This window comes from Nonomuraea sp. NPDC001684 (assembly GCF_053596515.1).
Genome location: NZ_JBSFGJ010000882.1, coordinates 1 through 1244, shown reverse-complemented (window position 1 = coordinate 1244; position 1244 = coordinate 1). Strand labels below are relative to the sequence as shown.

Genomic DNA, 1244 nt, shown 5'->3' with positions numbered 1-1244 from the left:
TTCGACGGCGACGCCGTCGAAGGTGGCGGTCTGGCCCGCCTCGACGGGGTGCTCGGCGCCGTCGAGGACGAGCGTCATCCGCCCGGAGACGACGCTGAGGGTCTCCACCACCCCGGCCTGGTGGGGCTGGCTGGGGTACTCCTCGCCGGGTTCCAGCCGCCAGCGCCAGACCTCGACGGGGGCCGGGCCGGTGGTGGTCAGCATGAGCCGGGCCTGGCCGCCGCGCGGCCCGGTCCACAAGGGGGCCACGGCGTCGGCGGCCACCACGCGCAGGCGGCCCTCCGGCGGCCCCTGCATCAGGGCCGAGACCGAGATGCCCAGGGTGTCGGCCAGCCGGACCAGCGTGGCCAGGTTGGGGTTGCCCTGCGCCTTCTCCAGCGCCACCAGCGCGCCCTTGCTGACCTGGGCGCGCCGGCCGAGCTCCTCCAGGGACAGGCCGGCGCGGGTGCGGGCGGCCTTGACGTTGTGGGCGACCGTGCGCAGGGCGCTGGCCGGCTCGGCCATCTGTTCACCTTCCTCGCGGGGCGGACCGGTGGAATGTACTGCGCGGTCGGTCCGTTGTCCTCCAGCAGTCATTCTAATGTACTCTTTGGTCGTTCCGCTGGATGTCCGGGAGGTGTCGTGATCGCTCTGCTGCTGGCCCTGGGCAGCTCGCTCGCCTACGGCTGCGCCGACTTCCTCGGCGGCCTGGGCGCCCGCAGGGCCCATGTGCTGCGTACCGTGATGGTCGCGGCCCCGGCCAGCCTCGTGGTCGAGCTGCTGCTGTGGCCGATGCTCGGCGCGTCGTTCAGCCCCGCCGCGCTCGGCTGGGGCGCGGCCTCGGGCGTCGCCTCGGCGGCCGTGTTCGCCCTGCTCTACCGCACGCTGGCGATCGGCCCGATGAACGTGCTGTCGCCGGTGACCGCGCTGGTGTCGGCCGCGCTGCCCGTCGCCGTGGGGCTGCTCCAGGGCGAGCACCTGTCGGCCGCCGGGCTGGTGGGGCTGCCGCTCGCGCTGGTGGCGGTCGTCCTGGTCAGCGCGGGGCACGGCGCGGGGTCGGCGCGTCCGTCGCGGACGGCGCTGCTGCTGGCCTTCGGCGCCGGGTCGGCGATCGCCCTCCAGCTCGTCTTCCTGCACCAGGCGCCGGCCGACAGCGGGGTGGCGCCGTTGCGGCGAGCCCGGCGGCGGCGAGGACCTGCTCGGTGTTGGCGCTGGAGGACACCACCGCGCGGCGCAGCCCCGCGTCCCGGACCGCGGCCAGGTAG

The 1244-nt window shown here is 75.5% G+C and carries 1 protein-coding gene and 1 pseudogene; one reads left to right on the top strand and one right to left on the bottom strand.

Annotated elements, in window-relative coordinates; genetic code table 11:
* Positions 1–504: helix-turn-helix domain-containing protein (locus ACWCSD_RS52755; protein ID WP_449927533.1), on the bottom strand; the 504-nt coding region annotated here is incomplete at its 3' end.
* 117 nt (positions 505–621) lie between these two features.
* On the opposite strand from ACWCSD_RS52755, the pseudogene ACWCSD_RS52750 reads away from it, so the two are divergent.
* Positions 622–1244: pseudogene (locus ACWCSD_RS52750) on the top strand (hypothetical protein); the annotation flags it as partial.